Raw genomic sequence first — 26616 nt, 5'->3', positions numbered from 1 at the left:
ATCAGGCCACCTTTTTAATAGCTTCGGGATAGAGCGCAGCTTTGAAGGGGGACATGCCGACCCGGCGGTAGGTTTCCAAAAAGGTCTCTTCTGCTGTGTCGCGCACTGAGAGATAGGCGTCGACGATGCGCTCAACAGCTGGGACGATTTCGTCATAGGCAAAGCCGGGACCAGCGCGTTCACCGACGGCGGCCGACCAGGTGGCGTCACCGCCCAGAGTGATCTGGTAGTTTTCCACGCCAGCGCGATCGAGACCCAGGATGCCGATATGGCCCACATGGTGGTGGCCGCAGGCATTGATGCAGCCTGAGATTTTGATCTGCAGGTGGCCAATATCATGCTCTAACTTCAGGTCATCAAAGCGCGTAGCGATTTGTTCGGCAACCGGGATAGAGCGGGCTGTTGCCAGTGCGCAGTAATCCATGCCTGGGCAGGCGATGATGTCGGAGATCAACCCGATATTGGCAGTGCCAAGACCGTGTTGTTTCAGTTTTGCATGAATCGCTGGCAAGTCCGATTTATGGACATGCGGCAGGATTACATTTTGCTCGTGACTGATGCGCAGTTCATCGTAGCCATAATCTGCAGCCAGAGTTGCCATCACCCGCATTTGTTCAGCGCTGGCGTCACCGGGAGTGGCGCCGTGCTTTTTGATCGAGATGGTAACAATAGCATGATCGCTAACGCGATGATCGGCCAAGTTGGTATCAGCCCATGCCCGAAATACCGGATCGGTTTTGTAGGCGGTGTCATAAGGCGTGGTAGAGCCGGTCCGGAATTTTGGCGGAGAAAAATGTACCTTGATTTCGGAGAATAGCTCTTGGTCAGCCCCTAAGAACGTCGGGCGGATCAGGGCAAATCGGGCGTCCACGCGGGCGCGGATGTGGTCAATCCCATGCTCGTGCACTGTGATTTTGATGCGGGCCTTGTACTTGTTGTCGCGGCGGCCGATTTGGTTCCAGACTGAGACCACGGCTTCGATATAGGGCAAGAGGTCGGCGCGTGGGACAAAGTCATTGATGACTTTGCCGATCATCGGCGTACGGCCCAGGCCACCGCCAATCAAGATCTGATAGCCAGTTTCGCCCGCGTCATTTTGGACGACACGAACGGCAAGGTCATGGGCTTTCAGAACCGCGCGGTCCTTGGCTGCGCCGCCAACGGCGATCTTAAATTTGCGACCCATGAACTGGAATTCCGGGTGGTCGGTGGACCACTGCCGGATCAGTTCGGCAATGGGGCGTGGGTCTTCGATTTCATCCGCAGCGGCACCGGCGAAGTGATCGGCGGTTACGTTGCGGATGGTGTTGCCCGAAGTCTGGATGGCATGCATGCCAACTTCGGCCAGGGCGTCCAGCATGTCCGGCACGTCGCTCAGCTTAGGCCAGTTGTACTGGATGTTCTGACGGGTGGTGAAGTGGCCATAGCCCTTGTCCCACTTTTCGGCCAGCAGGGCCAATGTGTTCATCTGGGCGGAGTTCAGCGAACCATAAGGAATGGCGACGCGTAGCATGTAGGCGTGCAGCTGCAGGTACAACCCATTCATCAGGCGCAGGGGTTTGAACTCGTCCTCGGTGAGAGAGCCGTCAATACGGCGCTCGACCTGGGCACGGAACTGCGCGTTGCGCTCGGCCAGAAAGGCGGTATCGAAGTCATTGTACTTATACATTGGCCAGGACCTCCTGCTTGCCGTGGGCATAGTTCGAAGGCCCGGTGCGGCGGAACTCTTCGCGGAAATGGGTGGGTTCAGGCCCGTTGGCGCCCGACGTCGCGTCAGCCAGATAGGCGCCAACAACGGTAGCGGGCTGACTTTGGGCATCCAGCAGACGCAGTTGGGCGTGAGCCTCGTCTGTGATCAACTCGGCCTCAGCCAGATCACGGCTCCAGGTGTCTGCGGCGGTGAGATAGATCACGTCGCCTTCGATCAGGTGGTTGGCGGTGATCACTTTAGGGGTAAAGGCGCGGGCCATTATGCATGCTCCAGCTTGAGATCGGTAAGGGCGGCAAGGCTGGCGCGGGGCGCCAGACCAAAGAGGGTGAGGGCAGGGCCGTTAAATCCGGCATTGGTCAGATCGTCGGGCAGTGTGTCGAGGGTTGTTTCCAACACGCGTTGGTCTACGCGTGAGGCGTTTTCAACGATGGTCACGGGTGTGTTGCGGTCGGCACCATGCATGATCAGGCGGCCCTGAATAAAACGGGCGGATTTCTTGCCCATGTAGATTGCGGCAACTTCACCAGCGCGGGCCAATGCGGCCCAGTCGTGATCGGCAAAGCCTTTCATGTCGTGCCCGGTCAGGAAACGCACCGAGGCGTTACGGCCGCGCTGGGTCAGGCTTTGACCGATGTCCGCCACTGCTGCCGAGGCCGCAGTAATGCCAGGGATGACGCGGTAGGTGATGCCAGCCAGATCACAGGCAGTCAGTTCTTCGTCGAGACGGGCAAAGATGGCCGGGTCGCCGGACTTGAGGCGCAACACGCGCAGGCCGGATTTGGCCAGAGCAATCATACGGTCGCAGATTTCTTGCTGAGTGACCTGTGGGCCAAAGCCCTCTTTGCCAACATCCAGAAGTGAAGCAGAAGGACCTGCCAGTTGCAGGATCTCATCGCTAACCAGGCGGTCGTGCAGGATCACATCGGCCTGTTGCAGCGCCTTGAATGCCTTGATGGTCAGCAGATCAGGGTCGCCGGGTCCGGAGCCCGCAAAAGTCACTTGGCCCGGCTGCATGCAGTCAGTGCCGCCCTGGGCAGCGGGTGTTCTGGGCATTTTATGCAGCATGGCGGCCTCGTGGGTTGCGATTGAATTGATCTTAGATATAGGAAATAATCCCATATCTTTGCTATATGCTGGCGCGAATAAGAACGCGCATTCCAATTTGAGAGACGAAGTGGTAGAAAAGTTGCCAAACACAAGGGAAGTGAAAATGTCGGTACGAATTGATGCCACGGATCGGAAAATTCTGGCGGAGCTGCAGCGCGATGCCAGTCAATCTTTGGATGAAATCGCCAAGAATGTGGGGAGTTCCAAGACGCCCGTGTGGAATCGCATCCGTAAATTGCGTGAAGCAGGGGTGATTGGGCGGCAGACAGTTGTACTAGATGCTGAGGCGCTGGGATTTGAGGCGTGTTTCTTTGTCCTGATCCGGACGTCCGAGCATGAGGCGGATTGGCAGGCCAAGTTTCTGCAGGCGCTGCGGGATCGTCCTGAGGTTCAGGAGGCGCATCGGCTGGCGGGAGATATTGATTACATCCTAAAGGTACGGGTGCAGAACGCGCGGGCCTATGACACCTTTTATCAGGCGCTGATTTCAGAGGTGCGGGTGCACAACGTGACGGCGCTGCTGTCGATGGAAGAGATCAAGTCGACCACCATGTTGCCGCTGGAGAGCTGAGACGTAGTCAAATTGAGCGCTTCCGTGCACTCTTATTCAGCAAGGGGTGAGGTGATGTGCCCCCTAACCTTTGTTTTTGCCGAGAAGTCGATTTTTCTGCTGAGAAGCGATTAAGGGCAAATCTGCCCTTTAATGCGCTATGTCGAGTATCTGTTGAGTCACGCCCGCCTCAAGGACAGGCCGCGCCAGGGCGCGGTGGCGTTTGGCCATCCTTGCCCCCGGCAAGACTCAACAAGGCAAGACTCAAGTAGTGACCATCAGGCGGGTCAGACCGTGGAAATGGTAGGTGTTGCTATACCGCGGTGGTTCGGCCAGTGCGAGATTAGGGCAGCGTTCAAACAGGATTGGTAAGGCAAACTTCATTTCCAGGCGGGCCAAAGGGGCACCGACGCAGAAATGCAACCCGCCGCCAAAAGCGGTGTTGGTTTTTATCTCTCTCGTTGGGTTAAACGTTTCGGCACCGGCAAAACCTTGGGGGTCGCGGTTGGCGGCACCAAGCAATAAGGCTACTTGATCGCCGCGCTGGAAGGTATGGCCGAACACCTCGATTTCTTCGTAGGCATAGCGGGTGAACATGTGCAGTGGTGGATCGTAGCGCAAGATTTCTTCAACCGTGCGGTCGATGCCCTCGGGTTTCAGCCACTCGGGGTTCAGACCATGTTCCAGTAGGCATTTCACACCGTTGCCGATGCTATGTACGGTGGCCTCATGCCCTGCGTTGAGCAGCAGGATGCAAGTGGCGATGAGCTCGTCCGTGCTGAGGCTTTCACCTTCTTCTTCGGCAGTGATCAGCCGGGTGATCAGGTCCTCGCGCGGGTCATTTCGGCGTTGGTCGATATAACCACGCAGGAAATCAATGAATTCGGCCGAGGCAGCGGCGGCTCGATGCTCGGTCTCTAGGGTGCGGCTGGCCTGGTACATTGCCACGATGTCATGGGACCATTTCAGCAGTTGCGAAGCCATGTCCTCGGGTACGCCCAGAAGGCGGCAGATGATGATCACGGGTAGCTGAGTGCAATAGGTGTCGAGCAGATCGAAAGGCGTATCTGGGAAGGTATCGATGAGCTGATGGCAAAGGGCTTCGATATCGTCACTTAACGCGGTAATGGCGCGTGATGTGAAGGCCCGCAATACCAGTCTGCGTAATCGGGTATGGCGTGGCGGTTCAGCGTCCAGCAGCGAATGCGCCTCTGTCATCAAGAATGGGGCGAGGTGTGCGGGGCCTGAGGTGGCCATCTCAGCCGGGATCTCGCGGCCAAAGCGGCGGTCTTTGAGTAAAGCCTGAACTGCCTCGTAACTAAAGGCGGCTGGCATGTCGTACTCGGTCCAGAATTGCAACGGGCTGCTGGTGCGAGCCGATGTGTAGAATGGGTACGGATTTTGTACAAAATCGGAATCGGTCGGGGATTGGATCACGGTTATCATCCGGGCACATTCGCTAACCCGGCTGGTCAATGCAAGGGCAGCTTTGCTACTGTGTTGAAATGAGAAAACTTCTGGGACAACGTGGATGGATTGTACTGGGCTTTGGCCTGGCGCTGGCGGCTTTGACAAGTGCTGTATGGTCTTATGGTTATCGACAGGCCTTGGATACCCTGGCACGGCAAGGGGAGGCCGATTTGGAACTGGCTTCGGACCGTGTCAGTACTCAGTTGCAAGTGTATCAAGAGCTGGCGGTACTGATGTCGAGCCATCCCGTACTTGAACAGTTGGATGGAGATGATCATCGTCGCTCTGCAACTAAGCTGTTACGGGATGTAGCAGATCATACGGCAGCGCTGGATGTGTTTTATGCAGACGCATCGGGGCATGTGCTGGCGGCTGCCAGGGGAATAACCGGGCCTGATGTCGCAGGTGCGGACTATTTTATTCGGGCCAAGTATGGGGCTTTGGGCAAAGGACATGAGGTTCTGCAGCCGTTGAACAGAAGAGCCTTCTTCTTTGCGGCGCCAGATTTTGGCACAGATGGAACCGTACGGGGCGCGTTGGTTGTTGTGGTTGATGTCGAGGACGTTGAACAAACTTGGCGTGGGACGCTTCCAGCGGTGTTTTTTACCGGAAGTGACGGTGAGGTTTTCATTTCAAACCGATCTGAGTTGTTGTTCTGGCAACGCCAGAAAGACAGGGCAGGGCTGAGGCCCAAAAATGGTGAGCCAGTTTCGTTTTCTGCCTATCAAGTGGGGGGGCACGACATATGGCAGTTGGGGTGGGGGCGCTATCTGCCCAAGCAAGCTCTGCATCAGACAGTGGAATTGCCAGTATTGGGAATGGTTGGGGAAATCCTGCTCGACACCACTCCTGCGCGTCGAATTGCGACACTACAGGCCGCAACTTTGGCGGCAATATTTCTTGCCTTTGGAGCCTTGTTGTTTCTGGCGATGGAAAGGCGTCGTACATTGTCACTGGCCAATGCGGTGTTGGAAAACCGGGTCGCAAAACGGACACGGGCGCTGTCGGCAACCAACGTCCAGCTGCGACGCGAGATCAGCGAGAGACAAGAAGCTGAGGCTGCTTTGAAGCAAGCCCAGCAGGAGCTGGTCCAGGCTGGCAAACTATCAGCGCTGGGCCAGATGTCGGCTGGTATCAGTCATGAACTGAACCAACCGCTGATGGCGATCCAGCAATATGCTGATAACGGCAGTGCTTTTCTGCAAAAGAGCAGGGCGGACCGAGCAGGTGAAAACTTGGAGAGGATATCCGCTCTATCAACGCGTATGGCCCGGATTATCAAGAACTTACGCGCCTTTGCGCGCAATGAAAGTGAACCGGTCGGCCGGGTTGATTTGGTGCAGGTTGTAAATACAGCCGTTGAGTTGACCAACGCCCGGTTAAAAGCGGATCAGGTTCAAATAGACTGGGATCCGAAAACTCATGATGCACCTGTTTACGCTTGGGGGGGCGAGGTTCGGTTAGTGCAGGTCTTTGTCAATTTGATCAACAACGCTGCGGATGCGATGTTGGATCAAAAAGAACGGCTTGTCCGTATAAGGATCAATCCTGATAGCCGTTTGGCTGTAACCGTCCAGGATGTTGGGCCGGGGATCAAAGAACCGGAAAAAGTTTTTGAACCATTTTATTCTACCAAAACGGTTGGTAGTTCAGAGGGAATGGGGTTGGGCTTGTCCATTTCATATGGGTTGGTGCAAAGCTTTGGCGGCAATATTCGAGGGGCCAATGTTGGGCAAGGTGCAGAGTTCACAGTTGAGCTTGATCATTGGACGGCGGAAGCAGAGGAAGATGTTACATGACCAGTAGGGTGCTTCTTGTTGACGATGATGTGGCGGTGCGTGAAGCGTTAGCTCAGACGCTAGAACTGAATGATCTGGAGGCGGTGACTGCAGCGTCTTTTGTGGTCGCCAAGGATCATATCACGCCACAATTTGACGGGGTGATCGTATCTGATATCCGGATGCCCGGGCGTGATGGGTTTCACCTACTCGACTATGCGCATGAAATAGACGGTGAATTGCCGGTTATCCTGCTGACCGGAGAGGGAGATATCCCGATGGCAGTCAAGGCCATGGGGCGAGGGGCGTTTGATTTCCTGGAAAAACCCTGTGCGGCGGCGGATCTGTTGGCCGTTTTGGAACGCGCTTTGAAAACTCGGGCGTTAGTTTTGGAAAACCGGCGGCTGAAGGTTCAACTGGAAAGTGGTGATCCGGCAGCGCGCATGCTGTTTGGGTCCTCACCACAATCCCTTGAATTACGCGCAAAGGTGCGCAGTGTGGCGCCCACCGGGGCCGAAGTGTTGGTGACTGGGGCTCCGGGCAGTGGAATCTCCAAGGTGGCCGAGGTGGTTCATTTGATGTCTGAGGTCGGACAGGGCGCATTTGTGAAACGTCCGGGCGCTGGGCTGACGGCCACAGAGTTCGATGCTCTGTGCAATGCCGGAGCAGGTGGGTCAGTGTTTATCGACGAAGTATCAGCCCTGCCCGAGGCAACCCAATATGCAGTGTTGGACCGGTTGGAGCGCGGCGCGGGCACACGGATGATTGCGGGATCGACTGCGGATCTGGCCAAGTTGGTCGACGCGGGGACTTTTAACGCCGGGTTGTTCTATCGTCTGGATGTGATGCGGGTGCGGATCCCAACGTTGAGCGAGCGACGAGAGGATATTCCTGAATTATATCAACACTATGTGGCGCAAGCGGCGGAGCAGGCCGGTATTGAGGCACCCGAGCTTAGCTCTGATCATTTGGCCGCGCTCATGGCTCAAGATTGGCCGGGAAATGCCCGCTCGCTGATGTCAGCGGCTATGCGGTTTGTGCTTGGAATGCCGGAAGAAGCCACTGAATCTGCAGGCTTGGGACTGGCCGAACAATTGGCACAGGTGGAACGGTCCTTGTTGATCGCGGCCCTGGGGCGACAGAACGGGCGCGCGGCGGCGGCGGCACAGGCGCTGAAATTGCCGCGCAAAACATTCTATGACAAGCTCACGCGCTACGGGATCCGGCCCGAAGATTATCGCAGGCCGGGCCGTGCAACCGATGAGGTTTGAGGATTTCTATTTTGAGTACCCATATTGAGATAAGCGACGAGTTGCCAGAGAACAGCGGTGACATTGAACAGTTGTACCGTGACGCATTTCCTGATGAGGATTTAGTGCCGCTGGTCAAAAAACTGTTGGCAAGCGGCGATGAAGTACTGTCACTGACCGCAACAAAAGGCGGAAACCTTGTGGGGCATGCGGTTTTCACGACATGTGGGATTGCAATAGAAAATGAAGCTTCAGACCAAGGCGTTGCGCTCTTGGGTCCCGTTGCCGTTTTGGCTGCTCTGCAAAAACAAGGGATCGGTGGAAGTCTGATCCAGAAAGGGTTGGAGCGCCTGACTGCATCTGGGATTGCGCAAGTCTTTGTGTTGGGCGACCCGAACTACTATAGCCGGTTTGGATTTCAAGAAGACGGTCTCATCGCCCCTCCATACCCGCTCCTTGAGCAATGGCGTCCTGCTTGGCAGTCTAAGAGCCTGCAAAATGATATGCGGGTCCAGTCTGGTATCCTGACAGTGCCTGTCTCGTGGCAGGATGTATCGCTGTGGTCCTGATAGACCAGGCAAGGTGAATCACAATTCTGAGAAGTGTTAAAGTTTGTGCGAAATTCCGCACAAACTCGGTGATAGCCTGTGTGGAAATCCACACAACACTGACCTGTGTATTTAGGGAACTTGCTGGAATGAACGTGTAACCAGTTGATATTGGTGAAAAACGAGTAAATTTCAATGATTTTCGAAACAATTCTTGAGCCACAGTTACTCAGGCGTGATGCTGTCAATCGGAGCTCTCTGTTGGGGAGAGACTGAGATTGATTACCTGGGAGGGTACTATGAAATTTTTGACAACTGCCGCCACAGCTATGGCTTTGACTGTGACCGCTGGCGCTGCAATTGCGGCCTGTGACACCGGTGAGATCGTGGTGAAATTTGCCCACGTGACCAACACGGATAAGCACCCCAAAGGTATTGCAGCCTCACTGCTGGAGCAGCGCGTTAACGACGAAATGAACGGCACCATGTGCATGGAGGTCTATCCGAACTCCACTTTGTACAATGACAACAAAGTTTTGGAAGCAATGCTGCAGGGCGACGTTCAGCTGGCTGCACCGTCGCTGTCTAAGTTTGAGAAATTCACCAAGCAGTTCCGCCTGTTTGATCTGCCATTCATGTTCAAAAACATCGAAGCTGTTGATGCGTTCCAGGGCTCTGACGATGGTCAGGCTTTGCTGGACAGCATGCAGCGTCGTGGTCTGCAGGGTCTGGCGTTCTGGCACAATGGCATGAAGCAGATGTCTGCGAATAAGCCACTGGTTGCACCTACAGACGCCAACGGCCTGAAGTTCCGCGTTCAGTCGAGCGATGTTCTGGTTGCCCAGATGGAAGCCATCGGTGGTTCTCCACAGAAAATGGCATTTTCCGAAGTCTATGGCGCGCTGCAGCAGGGCGTTGTTGACGGTCAGGAAAACACCTGGTCGAACATCTATGGCAAGAAGTTCTTTGAAGTTCAGGACGGCGTAACCGAAACCAACCACGGCATCATCGACTATCTGGTGGTGACCAATGTGGATTGGCTGGAAAGCCTGGACGCGCCAGTCCGTGAGCAGTTCTTGACCATCCTTGGCGAAGTCACCCAAACGCGCAACAGTGAAGCTTTTGCAGTGAATGAAGCTGCCAAGGCATCAATTGTTGAAGCAGGTGGCACTATCCGTCAGCTGGACGCAACGCAGCGCCAAGAATGGGTCGACACCATGATGCCGGTTTGGTCGCAGTTTGCCGGTGATGTGGGGCAGGACAAGATTGATGCCGCTCAGGCGATCAACGCCAACCACTAACATACTCCCGTGGGGTGCGTGCGAGCACGCACCCTACACCTTCAGCACCTAGATTGCGGTGCTGCACCGAACGACTTCCAATAAACGGGGATAGCGATATGTCGGGGGCAAGGTCCGGTCCGGCCGGGTTTATCAATTCAATCGAGGAAAACGTGATTGCCGGGCTGCTTGGCCTGATGACATTGATCACATTTGCCAATGTGGTGGCACGTTTTGTTTTTAACTCAAACATCCTGTGGGCGCTGGAACTGACGGTGTTCCTGTTTGCCTGGTTGGTGCTGTTAGGGGCATCATATGCGGTGAAGACCCATGCCCACTTGGGTGTGGATGCCATATTGAACATGCTGGCCCCGGCGCCACGACGCATTCTGGCGCTGGTTTCTGTTGGCTGCTGCCTGTTGTTCGCCTTGCTACTGCTGAAAGGTGCCTATGACTACTGGGCCGTTTTTGCCGATTTGCCGCCAACATCAGGGCGCTGGTTTCCTACAGGTTTTGATCTGAAGGCGCGCAGCCAAAGTTTCTATGAGGTGCAAGACGTGCCGATGGTGAGCTGGCTGACATGGCTGGAAGGGCTGATCAACTACGGCGAGACCTATGAAAAGCTGCCAAAAGTGGTGCCCTATATCGTGCTGCCGCTATCGATGTTGCTGCTGGTGCTGCGGTTCGGACAGGCTGCACGTCAAATCTGGGCTGGAGAGTTGGACCGGCTGGTGGCCAGTCATGAAGTAGAAGACGAGCTGGAAGCCATGCGCGCTCAGCAGAACGAGGAGCGCGACTGATGGACGTCGTCCTATTATTCTCATTGGTGATTGGCATGATGCTGATCGGGGTGCCGATTGCGGTCTCCCTTGGCCTAAGCTCAACCCTGTTCCTGCTGGTTTATTCCGACAGCTCGCTGGCTTCCGTTGCCGGAACGCTGTTTGAGGCCTTTGAGGGGCACTTTACCCTGCTGGCGATCCCGTTCTTTATCCTGGCGTCGTCCTTTATGACCACTGGCGGCGTTGCCCGCCGGATCATCCGCTTCTCGATCGCCTGTGTGGGACACCTACCCGGTGGTCTGGCAATTGCGGGTGTGTTTGCCTGTATGATGTTTGCAGCCTTATCCGGGTCTTCGCCTGCAACCGTGGTGGCGATTGGGTCCATTGTTATCGCTGGCATGCGTCAGGTCGGGTACACAAAAGAATTTGCTGCTGGTGTGATTTGTAATGCTGGTACCCTTGGTATCCTGATCCCACCGTCGATTGTTATGGTGGTTTATGCCGCTGCAGTTGAGGTCTCCGTAGGACGGATGTTCTTGGCCGGCGTTATCCCCGGGTTGCTGGCTGGCGTCATGTTGATGGTCACAATCTTTGTGATGGCTAAGGTTAAAAACCTGCCCAAGGGCGAATGGCTGGGTTGGGGCGAGATTTTTGCATCGGGCCGGGAAGCGGGTTGGGGATTGTTCCTGATCGTGATCATTCTGGGTGGCATCTATGGTGGTATCTTTACCCCAACCGAAGCCGCAGCCGTAGCAGCGATCTATTCGTTCCTGATTGCCTGCTTTATCTACAAGGACATGGGGCCGCTGTTTAATGGTGAAGGGCAGGCTAAAACCAGCCTGTTCAAAAAGCCCCATGCTGTGATCACTGCCTTCTTCCACCACGACACCAAGCAGACGTTGTTTGAGGCAGGCAAGCTGACGGTAACACTGCTGTTTGTGATCGCCAATGCGTTGATCCTGAAACATGTACTAACGGATGAACAGATCCCGCAAAGCATCGCTAACGCGATGTTGTCAGCTGGCTTTGGCCCGGTTGTGTTTCTGATCGTGGTCAATGTGATCCTGTTGATCGGCGGTCAGTTCATGGAGCCTTCTGGGCTGCTGGTGATTGTGGCGCCATTGGTGTTTCCAATTGCGATCGAACTGGGCATTGATCCGATCCATCTGGGCATCATCATGGTGGTGAATATGGAAATTGGTATGATCACTCCACCCGTTGGTCTGAACCTGTTCGTGACCTCGGGCGTGGCTGGCATGCCGATGATGGCGGTGGTGCGGGCGGCTCTGCCGTTCCTGGCGGTGCTCTTCGTGTTCCTGATCATGATCACCTACATTCCGTGGTTGTCGACGGTATTACCAAACGCGGTGATGGGCCCCGAGATCATCACCAAGTAGGGTACCTTGAATTGAGTAAGAAAGGCGTCTTTGCATTGCAGGGCGCCTTTTTTAGTTTGAGAGCATTCTGTCTGTTCCCGCTTCCTCATACTCATAAGGATCAAAACTGCTGGACGTTTGGCCCTTACACACCTGACTGAGAAAATGTGATATAGTCCCACTGCAATTGGATACGAAAAGAACACTGGTCATGTACGATCCAAAGGGAAACGGAAAAGAAAAGTCGGTTCAGGCGGTGCAGTTTGTTGAGGTCGAACCTCCAAATCATTTACGTGGAATAGTTCATCGCTTTCTTGAGCTTAAGACCGAAGAACCACTCACTGCTGACTACCGCTTTCACGCGCTGCCGGATGCCTGCACCTACATCGTCTTAAATCAGTTAGATCGGATGATCACTGGCGTTGCCAAGCTTAGGGCAACCTCTGAAGAATTCAATTTGGGTAAGAGGTTCCATTTTGTAAACATCAGGTTTCTACCGGGCGTATGGCAGGGAGACCCTGAACAGATCGTGCATGGGGCTGTGGAAGTGCCTTATGCGGGAGATCTGCCGCTGACCGATCTAAACGAAGAGCTTTCAAAGCAAAGTTTTGCAAATTGCCAACTGATCTTGGCAGGGTTTGTAGAAATGCTGATTGAAAAAAGGCTGGTTGCACCAAACCCAGTAGTCGAAAAAATACTTCGAAATCTAGACGACATACACTCAGTCTCGGATATGGCGGAGTTTTCGGGTATTTCTCCGCGTCAGTTGCAACGTACGCTAAGACGAACAACGGGATTTGCCCCGCATGATTTTCTAAAGGTGCTGAGGCTGCAACAGGCACTGAATGGCGAAAACACCTGGTCATATGCTGACCAGTCCCACTTCATCCACTCATTTCGCAAGGCTACAGGCTATACACCGGGCAGATATTCTCGAAAGTTTGATGTCTGAAATATACAATACGCGGATGCAGCGGCTTGTTAGGTGATCGTCATACTCACAACCAAATGGAAATGACGATGACCAAGATGAATGCAGTTGGCTGGTTTGATATCTACGTAGACGACCTGAACCGGGCGGTGGAATTTTACGAAGCTGTGATGGGAAACAAGCTTGAACTGATGGGCGATCCAACTGGAGAAACACAGATGATGAGTTTCCCTGCAGATATGGGTGTGTACGGTGCAGCTGGTGCTCTCACTAAGTCCCCACATGCTCGCCCGGGTGTCGGCGGAACAATTGTGTATTTTTCTGTTGAAGACTGCGCTGTTCAGCAAGCGCGCGTTGCAACCGCAGGAGGGGTCGTGATCAGACCCAAATTTTCAATCGGCGAATTTGGATGGGTAACGTTGTGCCAAGACACTGAAGGAAACATGTTTGGTTTCAACTCTTTGAAATAAGTAGGCTTTGGGTTCCAAGTTGCAAGCGTCAATAAACGTGGCTCATGTGGCGCAATAGGCTAACTAATTGGCATCGTGCGGCCCCTGACCTAGTTGGGTTCGTCTATTCAAAACGAACTTTGCTCCTATTCCAGCACGCTGGAATGGGAGCGCGGGATTTCTTGGGGCGGGTGGCGGGACGCACATTGTGTGCGTCTCATTTTTTGGTCGTGAACCAAAAACGGTTCAAGGCGGTTATGCTATTTCTGGACTTGTTTGTAAGCGTCGAACAGATCGGACACTGAAATGCCGTCAATGGTCATGCCACTAAGATTGGCGTCTGTAATTTGACAGTTACTCAGGTTTACATTGTTAATTTTCACACCACTCATATTGACGTCATCAAAAAGAACAGCTTGCAAATTTACATCGGTGAACTTGCTTTCAGAAAGATCAACATCATCGAATGTTGAGTTAGGAATAGATTTTTTAACTTGGATTATCATGTATTTCTCCTACCGCCGGCGTCAAATCTCACCACGTGCATGTGTAGTTCTAAGCTTGACCCTAAATTGGTTCTGTTTGCTACACCTTTTGAGGCCGAAGAGGGGGCGAGACGTAAGCATTTGAAACGGCTGCTTATCATACGTCGGTAACTGCAATTTCAGGGTTTTGCATGGAAGAAGCGCATTTCGTGAAACGCGGTGAAATTCACCAATAGTTTCCAACGAGAGTGCACGCGGGAAGGCCTTAAAACCGAAAGCCGACCCCAGCCAGCAATCCTTGTGTCACTGTATCGTATTCAAAGAAGCTTGGTGTGCCCGGAGTACCTGATTTGTAATCCACGCCCAAGGCCCGATAGGTCATGAACAAAGAAGTGTTTTGCCAGCGGTCGTAGGCAAACCCACCCATCAGATTCCAGGTGAAATCAGACCCGACGCCAAACCCTCCGAGATCCCCCTGCATTAAGACGCGCCATTTTGGATTCAAACGCCGTTGCCACCGCAAACCAACTATGGGGTCGGTCCAGTTGTCGCCGCGTTGCAAATTGCCAGCCGCAGGGCCTGTGAGAATGTCCAGGTTAACATCGATATCCCAGTGCCGCACTCCGGCATAGGCGTCGAAAGTATCGCTGTCATTGCCAAATCGATAGGTCGCCACAGCCTCAAAAATCGACTGCTTATAGTCCGCTCGAATATCACCAATTGGGCTGGTTGCCCCATTGCCAAGATTCATAAAGGCGTAATCCAGTGCAAAACCATACCCGGTTTGGTGGCGGCCTTCAAAGCGCAGCATTCCTCCGGCTTCCATGTTTCTAAAGACATCTCCGGGATCAACCGAGATATCGCCCCCAAGCCGACCAAGGGTGCTGGTGCCGCTTATGGAGGGGGCTAACAAATATGGGGCAATCACAAAGTCCCAACTGTCTTGAGCCGCAAGCGAATCTACGGAAAGGAAGGAGGTAGCAGCAGCAATCAAGATAGGCCCAGTCAGAAGGTTTGTGGTTTTTTGAGGCACATTCATCTCCTATCTGCGATAGCCAGAATAAGTAGGCGGATCCGTCGTAATCCAAGATCGAACGGAAAACCCAAGGCCATCTTGCTTTTGTGTGCATTTGATTTCACTGAACATAAGGTAGCACGGATACGCATTTCGCCTGCCAAAACATTTCCTTTTTTACGGTGAAGTCATACTAAATGTCAGGAGGGATGGACGAAACCGGTGATGGTGCACAGTTTTTGGACGCTATCTGGGGTGATCTCTGTGACGGTTTAACCAAAGTCGCGCAAATCCGATCTTTGCGCGCGCTGCCTCTGGACGCCCCAATCTGAAATCCCTATATAATTGCTCAGGTAAACACTCGAGGCCCTGTCCTGATGACCAATGCGTCCCAACCGTTAGAAGGTGCACCACTTATCGCACCCTCCACTGTCAGCCACTCACTGTATGAACCGGTGGTTGAAGCCATCCGTACAGTTTATGATCCGGAAATTCCGGTCAATATCTACGAACTGGGTTTGATCTACACGATCGACATCAGCGAAGAAAACGATGTCAAAATCATTATGACACTGACCGCACCAGGCTGCCCAGTTGCGGGTGAAATGCCGGGCTGGATCGTCGACGCTGTTGAACCCGTTGCAGGCATCAAAAGTGTCGATATTGACCTGACGTTTGAGCCACCATGGGGCATGGAAATGATGTCTGATGAGGCGCGGCTGGAACTTGGCTTTATGTAGTATCAAGTTAGTGATCGGCGCTGAAGCTGTCGCCACTAGTTGGGTTCGAACAGGTCGGTCAAAGATACACTTGAAATCTACGTTTTTCCCGACGCAATCGGGCGTCGGGGTTGAGCCGCGCAAGCGACATCCTTAAGTAGGGGTAGAAGGAGACACCAATGTTTGGCATTCCCGGCAAGCAAGCCGTCACAATCACCCCTAAGGCTGCAGCGCAGATATCCAAACTGATGGTGCAGGCTGGTCATGCCGGATTGCGGATCGGTGTCAAAAAAGGCGGCTGCGCAGGCATGGAATATACCATGGAATACGTCAATCAGCCTGATCCTAACGACGAGGTCGTTGAGCAAAGCGGCGCCAAGGTGATGATTGCGCCAATGGCGCAGATGTTCCTGTTTGGCACCGAGATCGACTATGAAGTTTCACTGTTGGAGGCTGGGTTTAAGTTTAACAACCCTAATGTTTCGGATGCTTGCGGGTGTGGTGAATCGATCAGCTTTAAAGATATGCCCAGCCTTTGATCGGGTAGATTGGGCGGTATGGAATTGGGCGGGATTTTCCCGCCTTTTTGCTGTTTTGGTGATTGAAAGTGTTGCGACCGAAGCTGTGGCAATTGTTTCGCGGCCCGGGCGATGTTACCAAGCTCAAAATGCATTTAGGAGGTAGCAGATGCGGCGGAAATTGGCGGCGGGAAATTGGAAAATGAACGGCACCAGCGCGGCGCTGTCAGAGTTGCAGGCACTGGTTGATGTGCATACTACAGCTGGTGTGGACGTGTTGATTTGCCCTCCGGTTCCGCTTCTGCATCGTGCGGCAGAAATCGTGAAAAAGAGCGCAGTCACGGTAGGTGGACAGGATTGCCATGCCGCGGCCGCCGGGGCTCATACCGGAGATTCAAGTGGCGAGATGTTGAAGGATGCCGGTGCAACATCGGTGATCTTGGGCCATTCCGAGCGCCGCACAGATCACAATGAAACGGATGCTGCGGTTCGCTCGAAAGCTGAGGCTGCAATAGCGGCAGGGCTGAATGCCATTGTGTGCTTGGGGGAAAGCCTGCAGCAGCGCGAAACGGGTGTGACATTGGAAGTCATTGGAACACAGCTTGCTGAGTCTGTTCCCACTGACGCGACGGGTGACACTCTGGTGATTGCATATGAACCAATTTGGGCCATTGGCACCGGAAAAGTGCCTACGTTGGAGCAAATTGGTGAGGTGCATACATTCTTGCGCACCCAACTTGTGGCCCGATTTGGGGGTGAGACCGGCAGTGCAATTCGGCTCTTGTATGGTGGATCTGTGAAGCCGGGTAACGCTGCCGAAATTTTTGCTGTGGAAAATGTCGACGGCGCTCTGGTTGGAGGGGCTAGCCTTAAAGCGGCGGACTTTTCTCCAATCATTGCTGCTCTGGATTCAGCTTGAATTGAAAATGGGTCAGAGCAAGTAGCCCTGACCCGACCTCGCAGATAAAGGTACTGCGAGGTTATTGGTATTGTGGTTAATCGTTGATGTCGTGGTCAAACGTTTTCACCTGACCCTGAGGCCGGGCAAAAATACGCCGGAGAATGAGCCAGGCAACGAGCGACAATGCTGCGAAAATCAGCAGTAACATCGGCAGGCCAACTGACATGCCAGTGTTAAGCAGGATCAGGGATACAGCTGCAGCGCCTATGGCAAAGCCCAGGAATACAAATCCGGGAGCCAGGACTTCGACGATAGCCAGCAATAGCGCCGTAGCAGCCCAGACCCACCAAGTTGACCAGATTGGGTCGCCCATTACTTGCCTCCACTCAGCATCTTAAATGCGTTACCAAAGGCCTGAACAGCATCGGCTGGGACAATAATGGTCTGCTTTCCATCTCCGTTACCGAGGATAGACAGGGCTTCGACCTGCTTTAAAGCAACCTGATACTGTGCGGCTTCGATTCCATTTTCTTTGATGGCCTTGGCGACTACTTCAGTTGCATAGGCCTCGGCATCGGCCTGAATACGACGGGCCTTGGCAATCTGCTCTGCGGCGTAGAGCTCCGCATCAGCAGCTAATTCGACTGAACGGCGGGCACCTTCGGCTTCTGTCACTTGCGCACGCCGAGCCCGTTCAGCGTTCAACTGTTGTAACATTGCGTCGCGGGTAGCTTGGTCCAGATTTACGTCCAGAATTTCCGTACGGGTCACTTCGATGCCCCAATCATCGACCGAATCTTCCACGGCTTTTTTAATGGTTGTGATCAACTGGTCACGGTTGGACTGAACTTCATCGAGGTCCATCTTACCAATCTCTGCACGTACGATCCCCGCCACAGTTGTTGAAATGGCGGCATCAACGTCGCGGATGCGGTAAACAGTTTTTTCTGGTTCAATAATCCGGTAAAAAACCGAGGTTTCCACCTGTACTAGAACATTGTCTTTTGTGATCGCGTCCTGACTGGCAGAGGGCAGTTGCCTCTCAAGGATCGAAATCTTGTGCGCAACGGAATCTAGGAATGGAATAACAAAGTTAATGCCTGGTCCAAGGACAGAGTGCAGGCGGCCAAAACGTTCCACGACATACTTCTCTGATTGGGGAACGATACGAATGCCCTTCAGGATGACGACGATCAGGAAGATCGCACCTAACAAGTAGATGCCGTTCTGGGATATCAATCTAATAATTTGGTCTTCGGACATGTTGGGCCTCAATGATTGTGTACTATGGTATACATGTGGGGGCAAATCCCCTTATTTCAACCTACATATGGTCTTCGAACTGGTCTGTGGCAAGCATTCACAAGACTTGTCAATTCCAACCGGATAGGGCAAACGCGGCGAGTTACGCAATGTAGAGCGTAGGATGAGGATATACCAATGTCGCCGAAAGTCACATTTGATCTGCAAGCCTGTGATGGCAAAGCTCGCACCGGGGTGATTTCGACACCGCGTGGCGAGATCCGTACGCCGGCATTTATGCCAGTGGGCACAGCGGCGACGGTTAAGGCTATGATGCCAGAAAGTGTGCGCTCTACAGGCGCAGACATTTTGTTGGGCAACACGTATCACCTGATGTTGCGCCCAACGGCCGAAAGGATCGAGCGTCTGGGCGGGCTGCACAAGTTTATGAACTGGCAGCGTCCGATTCTGACAGACAGTGGCGGGTTTCAGGTGATGTCATTGGCCAGCTTGCGTAAACTGACTGAGCAGGGCGTTACCTTCAAAAGTCACGTTGATGGCTCCAAGCATGAAATCACGCCTGAGCGGTCGATGGAAATCCAACGGATGTTGGGCAGCGATATTGTTATGTGTTTCGACGAATGCCCAGCATTGCCTGCCACTGACAAAGCCGTCGCAGAAAGTATGCGGATGTCGATGAGATGGGCTGCACGGTCGCGCGATGCCTTTGGGGATCGGCCCGGCCATGCCTTGTTTGGCATTCAGCAGGGGGGCGTAACGCAAGAATTGCGCGCAGAAAGCGCCGAAAAGCTGCGCGACATTGAGTTTGATGGCTATGCAGTCGGCGGGTTGGCCGTTGGTGAAGGTCAAGAAGCAATGTTTGGAGTATTGGATTATGCACCAGACATGCTGCCTCAGAATAAGCCGCGCTATTTGATGGGTGTAGGCAAACCTGATGACATCGTTGGCGCTGTAGCGCGTGGCATTGATATGATGGACTGTGTTCTGCCATCGCGTTCAGGCCGGACAGGGCAAGCCTATACCCGCCATGGTGTGGTCAATATCAAGAACGCCCGTCATATTGATGATCCGCGTCCACTGGACGAAAATTGCTCCTGTCCGGCATGCCGCAACTATTCACGGGCCTATCTTAGTCACGTGTTCCGCAGCAACGAAATGATCAGTGGAATGTTGTTAACTTGGCATAACTTGCAGTACTTTCAGGATATTATGGCAGGCATGCGTGAAGCGATTTCAGCAGGTACGTTCGACGCATGGCAAGCGGAGTTCCACGCTGGTCGTGCCGAAGGTGATATTGAGCCGATTTAATCGATCTGTAATTAGGCTCCACTGGCTGGGTACCCCAATTTAACAAAATTGCCCTTATGGCCAAAGACCCTGTGCGATTTTTTGCACAGGGTTTGATATGACGATTGGCATTTTATAATTCTCAACTTCCACAAACATTTTAGCGCCGCGCTGGGTGGCGCTCCATGGTTGACAGATGGCTTTGGATGCCAGGGGGGTGAATTAGCGATTTGGTCACCCTGACCGTAAATCGCACCTTGTGGTCGCGGGCTGCTGCGGGCAAACTAACTGTCAACTTAACGGCCAGCTGGTTGTAATGAGCTGCCCGCCGTACCAGATTAACAGATCCATGAGGAGACGACCCAAGGTTGCCGAATTTCGGGACCGGATCGTCTTGCCAAAAGTAAGGACCGAGTATGCAAGAGCCTCTCAATTCTTCCTATCCTGTATTGCCGTTGCGTGACATCGTGGTGTTTCCCCACATGATCGTGCCGCTGTTTGTAGGCCGGGAAAAGTCGGTACGCGCCTTGGAAGAGGTGATGGCTGATGACAAGCAAATCCTTCTGAGCAGCCAGATTGATCCCGCAGAAGATGACCCCGAAATCGAGGGCATCTATCAAGTCGGAGTGCTGGCAAATGTGTTGCAACTTCTGAAGTTGCCCGATGGCACTGTCAAAGTCCTTGTCGAGGGCCACGCCCGTGTCAAAATTGCTGAATACCTGGAGAACGACAACTTCTTCGAAGCCAAGGCTGAATACCTGACTGAAATTCCTGGTGATGTAACCACAACTGAGGCGCTGTTGCGTACTGTTGGGGATGAGTTTGAGCGCTATGCAAAAGTGCGTAAGAACATTCCAGAAGAGGCTTTGTCGGCAATTGGTGAATCCGCTGAACCGGCTAAATTGGGCGACCTGGTTGCAGGGCACCTTGGCATTGAGGTCGAGCAAAAGCAGGATCTGCTTGAAACTCTGTCTGTGTCGGAACGTCTGGAGAAGGTCTACGGCCTGATGCAGGGCGAAATGTCCGTGCTGCAGGTCGAGAAGAAGATCAAAACACGGGTCAAATCTCAGATGGAGAAGACCCAGCGCGAATATTATCTGAATGAGCAAATGAAGGCCATTCAGAAGGAATTGGGCGATGGTGAAGAAGGCGAAGGCGAACTGGCCGAGCTGGAAAACAAGATTGCCGAGACCAAGCTGAGCAAAGAAGCCCGTGAAAAGGTGGACGGCGAGCTGAAGAAGCTGAAGAATATGTCGCCAATGTCCGCCGAGGCGACTGTTGTACGCAATTACCTCGACTGGATGCTGTCCATTCCTTGGGGCACCAAGTCCCGGGTGAAAAAGGATTTGGCTAAAGCGCAGGAAATCCTCGACGACGATCACTATGGTCTGGTGAAGGTCAAGGAACGCATTGTTGAATACCTTGCGGTGCAACAGCGTTCGACCAAGCTGAAGGGACCAATCCTGTGTCTTGTTGGTCCTCCGGGCGTGGGCAAAACCAGCCTTGGTAAATCGGTAGCACGTGCCACCGGGCGTGAGTTTATCCGTATTTCCCTGGGTGGTGTACGTGACGAAAGCGAAATCCGTGGTCACCGCCGGACCTATATCGGGTCAATGCCGGGCAAGATCATTCAGGCGTTGAAAAAGGCTAAGACCACCAACCCACTGATCCTGCTCGATGAGATCGACAAGATGGGGCAGGACTTCCGTGGTGATCCGGCGTCGGCGATGCTGGAAGTGCTGGATCCGGAACAGAACTCGACCTTTGTCGATCACTATATGGAGGTCGAGTACGACCTTTCGAACGTGATGTTCCTGACCACCTCGAACAGCTACAACATGCCTGGACCGTTGCTGGACCGGATGGAGATCATCCCACTGTCTGGCTACACCGAGGACGAAAAGCGCGAGATTGCCAAGCAGCACCTGGTATCCAAGCAGATCAAGAACCATGGTTTGAAAGCCAAGGAGTTTGAACTGAAGGACAGCGCTCTGACTGAGATCATTCGCACCTATACCCGTGAAGCGGGCGTGCGGAATCTGGAACGTGAGATCGCCAAGGTCGCACGGAAATCTTTGACCAAGATCATCAAGAAAGAGGCCGACAATGTAACTGTTTCGGCCGACAATCTAAGCGATTTTCTGGGGGTAGAGAAATTCCGCTATGGTCTGGCCGAAAAGGAAGATCAGGTCGGCGTTGTGACTGGGCTGGCCTATACATCGGTCGGTGGTGAGCTGTTGTCTATCGAAGCACTGCGACTGCCAGGCAGAGGCCGCATGAAAACCACCGGTAAACTGGGTGATGTGATGAAGGAGTCGATTGAGGCGGCCGCGTCATATGTACGCTCTATCTCGCCTCAGATCGGCGTTAAGCCTCCGCGTTTTGACCGGTGGGACATCCACGTCCATGTGCCGGAAGCTGCGACGCCGAAAGATGGTCCGAGTGCCGGTCTGGCTATGGTGACATCGATTGTGTCAGTGCTGACACAGATTCCGGTTCGCAAAGATATTGCGATGACGGGCGAGGTTACCCTGCGTGGGAATGCATTGGCGATTGGCGGTTTGAAGGAAAAACTGCTGGCTGCACTGCGTGGCGGAGTCAAAACGGTGTTGATCCCGAAAGAGAACGAAAAGGATCTGCCGGAAATCCCTGATAATGTGAAAGAGGGGCTGGAAATCATCCCGGTTTCACATGTGTCCGAAGTGCTGAAGCATGCTTTGGTCCGCGAGCCTGAGGCTATCGAATGGGATGAGGAAGCCGAAGAAGAAGCTGCCGCGGCCAAGGCTGCGCTAAAGCGATCTGAAGATGGGGCAGGGGCGGTCGCCCACTAAAACCCCATATCAATTATTGAAAGGGCGGCTTAAAAGCCGCCCTTTTTGTTTTTCCGCTTATGCCGCCGGACGCGCCATTTTTGCCTGCACTGTGGCAATGGCCACTGCGTCAGGGCTGGTGTTTTCGGCTTTGGCTTGACGCAAAATTGCTTGCAACGTCAAATCCAAGGCCGCCAACTTTTCATCGACAAAAGCCGTGCGGTCCGAAATTTCAAGAATTTCAGTGGCAACATTGATGATACCACCACCATTTGCGACAAAATCCGGAGCGTACAGAATTCCTCGGTCATGTAGGGCGGTCGCATCTTGTGGTGTTGCAAGCTGGTTGTTAGCGCCACCTGCAACAATTGCCACTTTAAGCAGCGGAATCGTCGTTGCATTCAAGATGCCCCCAATCGCGCAAGGGGCAAAGATATCGGCTTCAACGGTATAGATTTGATCTGGCTCCACGGCTTGGGCGCCAAATACCGTTACCGCCTTGGCAACTCTCTTTGCATCTGTATCGGTGATGATCAAACTGGCGCCTGCCATGTTTAACAAATCACACAGATGCCAGCCGACATTCCCCAAGCCCTGTACTGCTACCGTTATGCCTTCCAGCTCGGCGCTACCGCAGTGGTGTTTTTGGGTGGTACGGATTGCGTTAAATATACCACGAGCAGTAATCGGAGATGGGTCGCCGCTGGCATAATCGCCAGTGGGCAAACCTGCGACACAAGGGGTGACCTTCGCCAATTGCGCCATGTCGGTTGGGCTCATACCCATATCTTCCGCGGTATAATACCGACCCTTTAGGCTATTGATCCCTTCGCCAAAGGCCTGCAGCAATTCTGGCGTCTTGTCGTGACTTGGATCACCGATGATGACAGCCTTGCCGCCACCCAGTGGTAGCCCAGCTGCGGCATTTTTATAAGTCATGCCCTCACTCAGCCTTTTGACATCTGTCAATGCGTCCTCGGCATTGGCATATGGGCGCATCCGCAACCCACCGGCTGCAGGGCCCATCAATGTTGAGTGCACGGCGATGTACCCATGCAGACCGGTTGCTGTGTCCTCGACGCAGTATATCTCTTCGTGACTGCTAGATGGCACTGGTGTGATGTTCATTCTCTTATTCCTCCGTTGCCTTCTGATAATCTAGGTTGCACGCGAGTTTTCGCCAAATTACGCTAAGTGTTTTGCAAATTTTGGAGCTTTCACCTAATGACGCGGTTAGAAGTAGGAAAAATCTAATGGATGCCATCGATAGAAAGATAGTTTCGGAGTTGCAGCTGAATGCGCGCCAAAAAATGGCAGACCTGTCAGAACGCGTAGGATTGTCCCCAACACCTTGTGCGCGGCGAGTTGCCAATCTTGAGGAAGACGGCGTGATTACCGGGTATTCGGCGCGTGTAGACCAAGCCAAGCTTGGCTTGCCTGTGACTATATTCGTAACCGTTGAACTGGAGCGTCAGTCAAGTGACGCCTTAGGCAGGTTCGAGGCAGCGGTTCGCCAGTTCGACGAAGTTATGGAATGTTATCTGATGACGGGAAGCCGAGATATTTTACTGCGAGTGGTTGCCAGTGATCTCACTTGTTTTGATCGATTTCTTGAACATCAATTGATGCGCGTCCCGGGCATTCGTTCCACTCGTTCCAGCTTTACGCTGCGAACCATGATCTGCAGAAATACCCTGCCAGCAGATTGAGAAACACGAAGCGCAGGATATCGAATATTCTTTATGTGAAGAATAAACCTGAACTGAAGTAAAGAAGCGTCTATTTCCGCAACAATGGATTTCAAAATGGTGTTAACAGGCTGAAAGTCCCTCCATTTTCGACAAGAAACTGGAAACTTGGAAAAATTCCGCGTAGCCTTAAAAAAACACAAAATACGGGGCAAAACCATGGCAGCACGCACTAAAAAAAGTTCCGGTACTGCAAAGTCTGATCTGCCCAAAAAAACTGTAAAGTCTAAAACTGCTGCCAAAGCAGCGGGTGACCAAGGTGGCGAACTCACAGCTGAACCAATTGCGACCAAAACATCGCCTGAACCTACGGTTGTTATGCCTGGTCCAGTCGTTTCCGCGCCCGAAATGCGCAAAAAGGAACTCATCGATTTGGTTGTCGAGCGATCGGGTGTGAAGAAAAAGGATGCCAAGCCGGTCGTCGAAGCAATGCTTGCAGTTCTTGGTGAAACCATTGGCGAAGGTCGTGAGCTGAATATGCAACCGTTAGGAAAACTGCGTATCAACCGTAGCGAAATGCGTAACAATGGTCGGGTAATCATCTGCAAAATTCGACAGAGCATAGCTAGCACAACTAACCCCACTGAAGTTGACGAGCCTGCCTCTGCTCAAATTGCAGAAGGCGATAGTTGAGGTTCACGCGCCGTTAGAGGCTCTTAACTTGAAAGGTTTGCCGGTGTTCACTGCAAATGGGTGGCCTGCCTGGCCAAGACACTTTGCATACATATCTGCACGCCGCTGGTTCACATTCCATGCCTATGGTTTCGCGGTTTTTCAGGCCTGACGGTTTGGAGTATCGTTGTATGTAGCTTATTTATTGAATGGTAACAGGCGGATGTAACTCAAACGGTTTTTGTTTCCTTCTAGGGTTTCTTGGGGTTCTAAAGGCCCGATTTAGGTCAAGAAACTAGGTTGAAACTAAGCTGATCTACGCCTATCTCCAATTTGCCTCTTGAAAAAATCGGTGCCACCCTTCAAATGGGAACCGCTAACGTTTTTCTTTTTCGTCCTACTGTTTCCCGTTCTTCGGCCTTCAGTCTTTCGATCCAGACCTGACACGCCGGGCTGCCGCACCAACGCGGGCAGCAAATAATTGGAGACTACGGATATGGCCACTGGCACCGTAAAATGGTTCAACTCTACTAAAGGCTTCGGCTTCATCGCACCAGAAGGTGGCAGCAAGGATGTGTTCGTGCACATCTCAGCTGTTGAACGTTCAGGCCTGACCGGTCTGGCCGACAACCAGAAAGTGACTTTTGACATCGAGCCCGGCCGTGACGGTCGCGAGTCAGCTGTGAACCTCGCACTGGCATAAGCCTTTACGAAACGAGTTATTGAAACGCGACCCCTTTGTTGTGGGTCGCGTTTTGCATTTCTGGCACCGTATTCAGTCCGCATTCCGAATAACCTCAATCCGGCGTGGCGTTTTCAAAGCCAGGACCTAAAGCACTGGCAGCGATCAACAATTGGATGGTTCTTAGTTGAGGTTCTTGTCACGTAAGATGCACCTCAAAACCAACTTTGACCGAGCCTGCACTTGTCAGGTCGACAACGTTTTGATGCCATGCTGATTGATGACACAACCAGTTGGGCGTTGGCGCGTGGTGATATAGCTACGCGTTTTCGAGTTGATGCGCCTAGGGCTTTTGCTCTCTGGCCGAAGCGACTAGAAATTGCTTATTGGTTTCGAAATGCAAGGTACTCAGAATGCAGGATCTCCCCCCAATTTGGCTGCTTCGGCATGGGCAAACCGAATGGAACGCTGAACAGCGCGTTCAGGGTCAGATGGAATCTTGCCTCACCCAATTGGGGATACAGCAGGCACGGCGTCAGGCCGAATTGATGAAGCCCATTCTTAGTCAGCAGCCACTTTGTTTTGTATCGCCCTTGGGGCGGGCACAGCAAACGGCTGATATTGCCCTTGGCGGCGCGCCCTTTGAAACTGACGTGCGTCTTGCCGAAATTTGTGCCGGCGATTTTCAAGGGCATACCCGTGCAGAGGTGGCTCAATGCTATCCAGAACTTTTTGCCAAAAACTCTTCAACATTGGATTTATATAGTGCTGCACCAGGAGGCGAGGGGTTCGAGGTCTTCCAAAACCGCATATCAGATTTCCTGGCAACGTTGACAGGTCCGACAGTGGTTGTAGCACATGCGCTGCTAGGGCAGGTGATGCGGGGGATCGTCTGCAGTTTAAGACGATCTGAGATGGGAGATTTGTCCAAGGATCAGGGCTGCATATACCTGCTAAAGGACGGCAAAGAGCAGGTTCTGCGATAAGTTTTCAAATAAGGTGAAAAAAGTCATTTATGCCCTTGCGCCCGCAACGCGCATTGTCTAAATCCTGCCCCAACGGGTCGTTAGCTCAGTTGGTAGAGCGCTTCGTTTACACCGAAGATGTCGGGAGTTCGAGCCTCTCACGACCCACCATAGTAATCCTGCAATTTCATGCACTTGCACGCACAAAGCTCGCTGCGTGTTTTGCTCGTATAGTACGCCCGCTACGCCTCCGCTGCACTGTAGAAATGCCGTTACTCGCGGGACATTTCCTTTAACCTCCCAGATTTGGGAAGAAGGAGATGTTCATGAACAAGGATCAACGCGAGATTCAACGTAAGCTGCGGATACTGCGATACGCAGA

Annotated in this window: 27 protein-coding genes and 1 tRNA gene; 19 read left to right on the top strand and 9 right to left on the bottom strand. The window is 53.0% G+C overall.

Annotation, left to right across the window (positions count from 1 at the left end):
- Window position 1: 1 nt before the first annotated feature.
- From FEE96_RS03825 to cobA, 3 genes are read right to left on the bottom strand one after another with little or no spacing between them, the layout of a single operon-like run.
- On the bottom strand, window positions 2-1669 hold the full coding sequence (locus FEE96_RS03825; protein WP_138161699.1) for a nitrite/sulfite reductase: 1668 nt from the start codon (window positions 1667-1669) through the stop codon (window positions 2-4).
- Window positions 1662-1970, bottom strand: a complete 309-nt coding sequence (locus tag FEE96_RS03820) for a DUF2849 domain-containing protein (protein WP_138161698.1) — start codon at window positions 1968-1970, stop codon at window positions 1662-1664. The genes FEE96_RS03825 and FEE96_RS03820 overlap by 8 nt, the downstream gene beginning before the upstream one ends.
- Window positions 1970-2776, bottom strand: a complete 807-nt coding sequence (gene cobA, locus FEE96_RS03815; protein ID WP_246079290.1) for a uroporphyrinogen-III C-methyltransferase — start codon at window positions 2774-2776, stop codon at window positions 1970-1972. The genes FEE96_RS03820 and cobA overlap by 1 nt, the downstream gene beginning before the upstream one ends.
- 145 nt (window positions 2777-2921) lie before the next feature.
- On the opposite strand from cobA, the gene FEE96_RS03810 reads away from it, so the two are divergent.
- A complete protein-coding gene (locus FEE96_RS03810) occupies window positions 2922-3389 on the top strand; it encodes an Lrp/AsnC family transcriptional regulator (RefSeq protein WP_138161697.1) in 468 nt (155 codons plus the stop codon).
- Window positions 3390-3632: 243 nt separating this feature from the next.
- Here FEE96_RS03810 and FEE96_RS03805 read toward each other — a convergent pair whose 3' ends face one another.
- On the bottom strand, window positions 3633-4814 hold the full coding sequence (locus FEE96_RS03805) for a cytochrome P450 (RefSeq protein WP_138161696.1): 1182 nt from the start codon (window positions 4812-4814) through the stop codon (window positions 3633-3635).
- Between the two features lie 59 nt (window positions 4815-4873).
- Between FEE96_RS03805 and FEE96_RS03800 the strand changes: the two genes are divergently transcribed.
- From FEE96_RS03800 to FEE96_RS03765, 8 genes are all read left to right on the top strand, one after another.
- Window positions 4874-6637, top strand: a complete 1764-nt coding sequence (locus tag FEE96_RS03800) for a sensor histidine kinase (RefSeq protein WP_246079288.1) — start codon at window positions 4874-4876, stop codon at window positions 6635-6637.
- Complete coding sequence (locus tag FEE96_RS03795) at window positions 6634-7887, top strand: sigma-54-dependent transcriptional regulator (protein ID WP_138161694.1); 1254 nt, start codon at window positions 6634-6636, stop codon at window positions 7885-7887. The genes FEE96_RS03800 and FEE96_RS03795 overlap by 4 nt, the downstream gene beginning before the upstream one ends.
- 11 nt (window positions 7888-7898) lie before the next feature.
- Window positions 7899-8435, top strand: coding sequence for a GNAT family N-acetyltransferase (locus tag FEE96_RS03790; RefSeq protein WP_171021603.1), 537 nt, complete (start codon window positions 7899-7901; stop codon window positions 8433-8435).
- Window positions 8436-8713: 278 nt separating this feature from the next.
- A complete protein-coding gene (locus tag FEE96_RS03785) occupies window positions 8714-9715 on the top strand; it encodes a DctP family TRAP transporter solute-binding subunit (protein WP_138161692.1) in 1002 nt (333 codons plus the stop codon).
- Between the two features lie 98 nt (window positions 9716-9813).
- A complete protein-coding gene (locus FEE96_RS03780; protein ID WP_138161691.1) occupies window positions 9814-10494 on the top strand; it encodes a TRAP transporter small permease in 681 nt (226 codons plus the stop codon).
- Entirely contained in the window at window positions 10494-11870 is a 1377-nt protein-coding gene (locus FEE96_RS03775) for a TRAP transporter large permease (protein ID WP_138161690.1), read from the top strand. The genes FEE96_RS03780 and FEE96_RS03775 overlap by 1 nt, the downstream gene beginning before the upstream one ends.
- Before the next feature lie 190 nt (window positions 11871-12060).
- The gene (locus tag FEE96_RS03770; protein ID WP_138161689.1) at window positions 12061-12801 is read left to right on the top strand and encodes a helix-turn-helix domain-containing protein; all 741 of its coding nucleotides are present in this window, start codon (window positions 12061-12063) and stop codon (window positions 12799-12801) included.
- A 68-nt stretch (window positions 12802-12869) separates the two neighbouring features.
- A complete protein-coding gene (locus FEE96_RS03765) occupies window positions 12870-13250 on the top strand; it encodes a VOC family protein (RefSeq protein WP_138161688.1) in 381 nt (126 codons plus the stop codon).
- Window positions 13251-13489: 239 nt separating this feature from the next.
- Here the strand turns inward: FEE96_RS03765 and FEE96_RS03760 are convergent, their stop codons facing one another.
- A complete protein-coding gene (locus tag FEE96_RS03760; protein ID WP_138161687.1) occupies window positions 13490-13735 on the bottom strand; it encodes a pentapeptide repeat-containing protein in 246 nt (81 codons plus the stop codon).
- A gap of 244 nt (window positions 13736-13979) precedes the next feature.
- Window positions 13980-14747, bottom strand: coding sequence for a hypothetical protein (locus FEE96_RS03755; RefSeq protein WP_138161686.1), 768 nt, complete (start codon window positions 14745-14747; stop codon window positions 13980-13982).
- A gap of 359 nt (window positions 14748-15106) precedes the next feature.
- Here FEE96_RS03755 and FEE96_RS03750 point away from each other — a divergent pair, with 359 nt between their 5' ends.
- The 3 genes from FEE96_RS03750 (at window position 15107) to tpiA (ending at window position 16885) form a co-directional block, all read left to right on the top strand.
- Complete coding sequence (locus FEE96_RS03750) at window positions 15107-15469, top strand: SUF system Fe-S cluster assembly protein (protein ID WP_138161685.1); 363 nt, start codon at window positions 15107-15109, stop codon at window positions 15467-15469.
- Window positions 15470-15627: 158 nt separating this feature from the next.
- Complete coding sequence (locus tag FEE96_RS03745) at window positions 15628-15987, top strand: HesB/IscA family protein (protein ID WP_138161684.1); 360 nt, start codon at window positions 15628-15630, stop codon at window positions 15985-15987.
- 148 nt (window positions 15988-16135) lie between these two features.
- Complete coding sequence (gene tpiA, locus FEE96_RS03740) at window positions 16136-16885, top strand: triose-phosphate isomerase (RefSeq protein WP_138161683.1); 750 nt, start codon at window positions 16136-16138, stop codon at window positions 16883-16885.
- Window positions 16886-16961: 76 nt separating this feature from the next.
- Here the strand turns inward: tpiA and FEE96_RS03735 are convergent, their stop codons facing one another.
- Both FEE96_RS03735 and FEE96_RS03730 read right to left on the bottom strand, forming a co-directional pair.
- The gene (locus tag FEE96_RS03735) at window positions 16962-17240 is read right to left on the bottom strand and encodes an NfeD family protein (protein ID WP_138161682.1); all 279 of its coding nucleotides are present in this window, start codon (window positions 17238-17240) and stop codon (window positions 16962-16964) included.
- On the bottom strand, window positions 17240-18130 hold the full coding sequence (locus FEE96_RS03730) for an SPFH domain-containing protein (RefSeq protein WP_138161681.1): 891 nt from the start codon (window positions 18128-18130) through the stop codon (window positions 17240-17242). The genes FEE96_RS03735 and FEE96_RS03730 overlap by 1 nt, the downstream gene beginning before the upstream one ends.
- Window positions 18131-18307: 177 nt before the next feature.
- Between FEE96_RS03730 and tgt the strand changes: the two genes are divergently transcribed.
- Together tgt and lon are read left to right on the top strand one after the other, a co-directional pair.
- Window positions 18308-19438 (top strand): tRNA guanosine(34) transglycosylase Tgt, encoded by a 1131-nt coding sequence (gene tgt / locus FEE96_RS03725; RefSeq protein ID WP_138161680.1) that lies wholly within the window; start codon window positions 18308-18310, stop codon window positions 19436-19438.
- A gap of 395 nt (window positions 19439-19833) precedes the next feature.
- On the top strand, window positions 19834-22248 hold the full coding sequence (gene lon, locus FEE96_RS03720) for an endopeptidase La (RefSeq protein ID WP_138161679.1): 2415 nt from the start codon (window positions 19834-19836) through the stop codon (window positions 22246-22248).
- Between the two features lie 57 nt (window positions 22249-22305).
- Here the strand turns inward: lon and FEE96_RS03715 are convergent, their stop codons facing one another.
- Window positions 22306-23355 carry a Glu/Leu/Phe/Val family dehydrogenase gene (locus tag FEE96_RS03715; protein WP_138161678.1) on the bottom strand — a complete coding sequence of 350 codons (1050 nt, stop codon included), beginning with the start codon at window positions 23353-23355 and terminating at the stop codon, window positions 22306-22308.
- 125 nt (window positions 23356-23480) lie between these two features.
- Here FEE96_RS03715 and FEE96_RS03710 point away from each other — a divergent pair, with 125 nt between their 5' ends.
- The 5 genes from FEE96_RS03710 to FEE96_RS03690 all read left to right on the top strand — a co-directional run bounded on the left by FEE96_RS03710 (window position 23481) and on the right by FEE96_RS03690 (window position 26405).
- Window positions 23481-23936: an Lrp/AsnC family transcriptional regulator gene (locus FEE96_RS03710; protein WP_138161677.1), complete on the top strand. Its 456-nt coding sequence runs from the start codon at window positions 23481-23483 to the stop codon at window positions 23934-23936.
- 147 nt (window positions 23937-24083) lie between these two features.
- Window positions 24084-24608 (top strand): HU family DNA-binding protein, encoded by a 525-nt coding sequence (locus FEE96_RS23740; protein WP_246079286.1) that lies wholly within the window; start codon window positions 24084-24086, stop codon window positions 24606-24608.
- Between the two features lie 475 nt (window positions 24609-25083).
- Complete coding sequence (locus FEE96_RS03700) at window positions 25084-25290, top strand: cold-shock protein (RefSeq protein ID WP_138161676.1); 207 nt, start codon at window positions 25084-25086, stop codon at window positions 25288-25290.
- A gap of 392 nt (window positions 25291-25682) precedes the next feature.
- Window positions 25683-26255 (top strand): histidine phosphatase family protein, encoded by a 573-nt coding sequence (locus tag FEE96_RS03695; RefSeq protein WP_138161675.1) that lies wholly within the window; start codon window positions 25683-25685, stop codon window positions 26253-26255.
- A gap of 74 nt (window positions 26256-26329) precedes the next feature.
- Window positions 26330-26405: transfer RNA gene (locus FEE96_RS03690), tRNA-Val, on the top strand.
- Window positions 26406-26616 lie beyond the last annotated feature (211 nt).

Origin of the sequence: Parasedimentitalea maritima (assembly GCF_005771405.1) — a bacterium.
Lineage (GTDB): Bacteria > Pseudomonadota > Alphaproteobacteria > Rhodobacterales > Rhodobacteraceae > Parasedimentitalea > Parasedimentitalea maritima.
This window is presented reverse-complemented; position numbering and strand designations above follow the sequence as displayed.